The sequence below is a fragment of the Actibacterium sp. genome (assembly GCF_041584535.1).
Classification (GTDB): Bacteria; Pseudomonadota; Alphaproteobacteria; order Rhodobacterales; family Rhodobacteraceae; genus Actibacterium_D.
This window is the reverse complement of the sequence record NZ_JBFHDW010000256.1, coordinates 1-3,817: the sequence shown is the minus strand read 5'-3', so window position 1 is coordinate 3,817 and position 3,817 is coordinate 1. Positions and strand designations below refer to the sequence as shown.

3 protein-coding genes and 1 pseudogene are annotated in these 3,817 nt (G+C 64.6%); all 4 read right to left on the bottom strand.

Going from position 1 to position 3,817, the window contains the following annotated elements:
• Positions 1–201 (bottom strand): annotated as a pseudogene (locus ABYW26_RS11785) (NAD(P)(+) transhydrogenase (Re/Si-specific) subunit alpha); the annotation flags it as partial.
• Positions 198–542 (bottom strand): hypothetical protein, encoded by a 345-nt coding sequence (locus ABYW26_RS11780; RefSeq protein ID WP_372605082.1) that lies wholly within the window; start codon positions 540–542, stop codon positions 198–200. The pseudogene ABYW26_RS11785 and the gene ABYW26_RS11780, both read right to left, overlap by 4 nt.
• A 92-nt stretch (positions 543–634) precedes the next feature.
• Complete coding sequence (gene lpdA, locus ABYW26_RS11775; RefSeq protein WP_372605081.1) at positions 635–2,368, bottom strand: dihydrolipoyl dehydrogenase; 1,734 nt, start codon at positions 2,366–2,368, stop codon at positions 635–637.
• An 11-nt stretch (positions 2,369–2,379) separates the two neighbouring features.
• Positions 2,380–3,633 (bottom strand): dihydrolipoyllysine-residue acetyltransferase, encoded by a 1,254-nt coding sequence (gene aceF / locus ABYW26_RS11770; protein WP_372605079.1) that lies wholly within the window; start codon positions 3,631–3,633, stop codon positions 2,380–2,382.
• Positions 3,634–3,817 lie beyond the last annotated feature (184 nt).

The following is a 3,817-nucleotide window of genomic DNA, read 5'->3' as shown; positions in this document are numbered from 1 at the left end:
GGCCTTCCACAGCTGGGCAGCGGTCTTGATGACCTCCACTCCGGCCTTTTCATAAAGCTCATCCGAGAACCCGGCAGCGACACCCGCGCCGGACTCGATGGCGCATTCGTAACCCAGCTTCTGCAATTGCAGCGCCGAGTCGGGAGTCATCGCAACGCGATTTTCACCCTCGAACACTTCCTTAGGAGTTCCGATTTTCATTTTTGACCTCCAGATACCGGCAAGTTTGGCGCGCAGGACTGATCCTGCCCCGAAATGTTCATCGGCGTAGTCGGCGATCGCCGCGCCTCATCACCCGTGGTTCCGCGAGCCGGTGGCAGGCCAGAATCGACCAGCATGCCGAAGGCCCGGACCTGCTGTTCGACCTGCCGCAACACCAGTGCCAGGGCCTCGCCTTGCGCCCGCGCCAGCAGCGCCATCACCGCGCCGCCCGCGGCGGTGTCGACACCACCTGACTGGAACGCCGACATCATGGACTGCGGATAAAGGAAGGGAAAGCGCGATTTCGGATCGACAGCCGCGAAGGCCGTCTCGAAATCCATGCGCCGATCTGTTTTGGTCATCGCTGGCCCCTTTGGTGAAGATGCGGAAAAAAGACAGGGCGGCCCCCGAAGGGCCGGCCCTATAGTTTTATTCAGTGCCGCTTCTTTGGCGGCATCAGGTCAGTGATCGTCCCCTCGTACATCTCGGCGGCGAAATTCACCGTCTCGCTCAGGGTAGGATGCGGGTGGATGGTGTGACCCAAGTCGATCGCATCGGCGCCCATCTCGATGGCCAATGCCACCTCGGCGATGAGGTCACCGGCGTTGGGTCCTACGATGCCGGCGCCAATGACGCGGTCATCGGCCTCGTCGAAGATGACCTTGGTGATGCCTTCCGAGCGCCCCAGCGAAAGCGAACGGCCCGAGGCGGCCCAGGGGAAGACCCCCTTGCCGACCTTGATGCCCTGCGCCTTGGCCTGGGCCTCAGTCAGGCCAACCCATGCGACCTCGGGGTCGGTATAGGCGACCGAGGGGATCACGCGCGCATCAAAGAAGCGCTTGTGCCCCGCGGCGACCTCGGCCGCGACCTTGCCCTCGTGCACGGCCTTGTGGGCCAGCATCGGCTGACCGACCACATCGCCGATAGCAAAGATATGCGGCACCCCGGTGCGCTGCTGGTTGTCGACCGGGATGAACCCGCGATCATCGACCGCGACGCCGGCCTTCTCGGCGTCGATCAGCTTGCCGTTGGGCTTGCGGCCGACGGCAACCAGCACCTTGTCGAACGTGTCGGTCGTGACCTCGCCCTTGTCATCCTCGAAGGTGACCGTCAGCCCCTTCTTCTGGGCCTCGACCGCGATGACCTTGGTCTTGAGCTTGATCGCCTCGTAGCGGCCCTCGATGCGCTTGTGCAGCGGCTTGACGATGTCCTTGTCGGCGCCGGGGATGATCTGGTCCATCAGTTCGACGATGGTGACCTTGGACCCCAGCGCGTCATAGACCATGGCCATTTCCAGGCCGATGATGCCACCGCCCAGCACCAGCAGGCGCTTGGGCACGTCGGCCAGTTCCAGCGCGCCGGTGCTGTCGATCACCCGCGGGTCGTCATGCGGGATGAAGGGCAGCGTCACCGGCTCGGACCCGGCGGCGATGATGCACTGGTCAAAGCTGACGGTCTTGACGCCCTCGTCGTCCTGCACCTCGATCATGTTCGGCCCGGCGAAAGTGCCGTAACCGTTGACGACCTGCACCTTGCGGCCCTTGGCCAGGCCCGACAACCCGCCGGTCAGCTGGTTGATCACGCTTTCCTTCCAGCCGCGCAGCTTGTCGATATCGACCTTGGGCGCGGCAAAGCTGACGCCGTGCTCGGCCATCTCTTCGGTCTCGGTGATCACCTTGGCCGCGTGCAGCAGCGCCTTGGAGGGGATACAGCCCACGTTGAGGCAGACGCCGCCCAGGGTGGCGCCTTTCTCGATCAGCACGACCTTCTTGCCCAGGTCGGCGGCACGGAAGGCGGCGGTATAGCCGCCCGGGCCCGAGCCCAGCACCACGACCTCGGCATGAATGTCGCCGGGGCCGGTGGCGGTGCCGGTGGCAGCGACGGGGGTGGGCGCCGCTGCTGCCACCGGCGCACTGGCCGCGGCGGCCTCTGTCGCGTCGGCGGTCTCGAGCACCAGGATCAAAGAACCCCGGGACACCCGGTCGCCTTCCTTGACCTTGATTTCCGCGACCTTGCCGGCTACCGGCGATGGCACTTCCATCGTCGCCTTGTCGCTTTCCAGTTCGACCAGCGGGTCTTCCTTGGCGATCACGTCGCCGACCGCGACCAGGATGGTGATCACTGGCACATCCGAGAAATCACCGATATCGGGAACCTTGACGTCCATAGCGCCCTCCCTCACAGCATCAGGCGACGGACGTCGCCCATCAGGTGTTTCAGGGTGGCGCAGAAGCGCGCCGCCAGCGCCCCGTCGATGGCGCGGTGATCATAGGACAGCGACAGCGGCTGCATCAGACGCGGCACGAACTGTTCGCCATCCCAGACCGGCGCCATCTTCGACCGGGTCAGGCCGAGGATCGCCACCTCGGGCGCGTTTACGATCGGCGTGAACGAGGTGCCGCCGATGCCGCCCAGCGACGAGATCGTGAAGCTCGCCCCCGACATGTCGTCGCCCTTGAGCTTGCCATCGCGCGCTTTGGCCGACAGTTCGCCCAGTTCCCGCGAGAGCTCGACGATGCCCTTGCGGTCGGCGTCGCGGATCACCGGCACCACCAGACCGTTCGGCGTGTCGGCGGCAAAACCGATGTGGTAATAGGACTTGCGGATCAGCTTGTCGCCGTCGGGATGGATCGAGGAATTGACTTCCCAATGGGTCTTGAGCGCCGAGACGCTGGCCTTGATGACGAAACTCAGCAGCGTCACCCGGTAGCCATCGGCCTTGGCCGCGGTATCAAGCTCTTTGCGATAGGCATCGAGCCCGGTGATGTCGGCCTCTTCGTTGTGGGTGACATGCGGCACGTTCAGCCATGACCGGTGCAGCGCCGGACCCGAGATCTTCTTGATCCGCGGCATCTCGACATCCTCGACCGAGCCGAACTTCGAGAAATCCACGGCCGGAATCGGCGGGATACCCATGCCGCCATGCACCGCGCCCCCACTGGCAGCGACCGGAGCCGCGCTGGACTTGAAGAAATCGGTCACGTTCTCGCGTAGGATACGCCCCTTGCGGCCGGTGCCGTTGATTTGGGCCAGATCGACGCCAAGCTGGCGGGCGAAGGCGCGTACCGATGGCGAGGCATGTGCCTTGCCGAAGCCCGCATCTGTGACCGGGGCCGGGGCGGCAGTCGGGGCAGCGAACGGGGCCGGCGCAGCCGCGGGTGCCGGGGCTGCAGCCGGTGCCGGGGCGTCAGCCGCCCCCTCGCCTTCCAGCAGAAGGATCAGCGCGCCCTGTGAGACCAGGTCGCCTTCCTTGACTCTGATCTCGGCCACACGTCCTGCGACCGAACAGGGCACCTCCATTGTCGCCTTGTCGCTTTCCAGTTCGATCAGCGGGTCTTCGGCGGCAACGATGTCGCCTACCTTGACCAGGATCGAGATGACCGGAACATCGGAGAAATCGCCGATGTCGGGAACTTTCACTTCAATTGCCATTTCGGAATTCCTTCTGTCGCGCTTAGACCAGCCGCGGGTTCGGTTTTTTGCCGTCGATGTCGTATTTGCGAAGAGCCGCTTCCAGCTCGTCGCCTGTCACCACGCCGTCACGGTAGAGATCCACCATGGCCGCCGCAGCGATGTGATTGGCATCGACCTCGAAGAAACGGCGCAGGTTCACCCG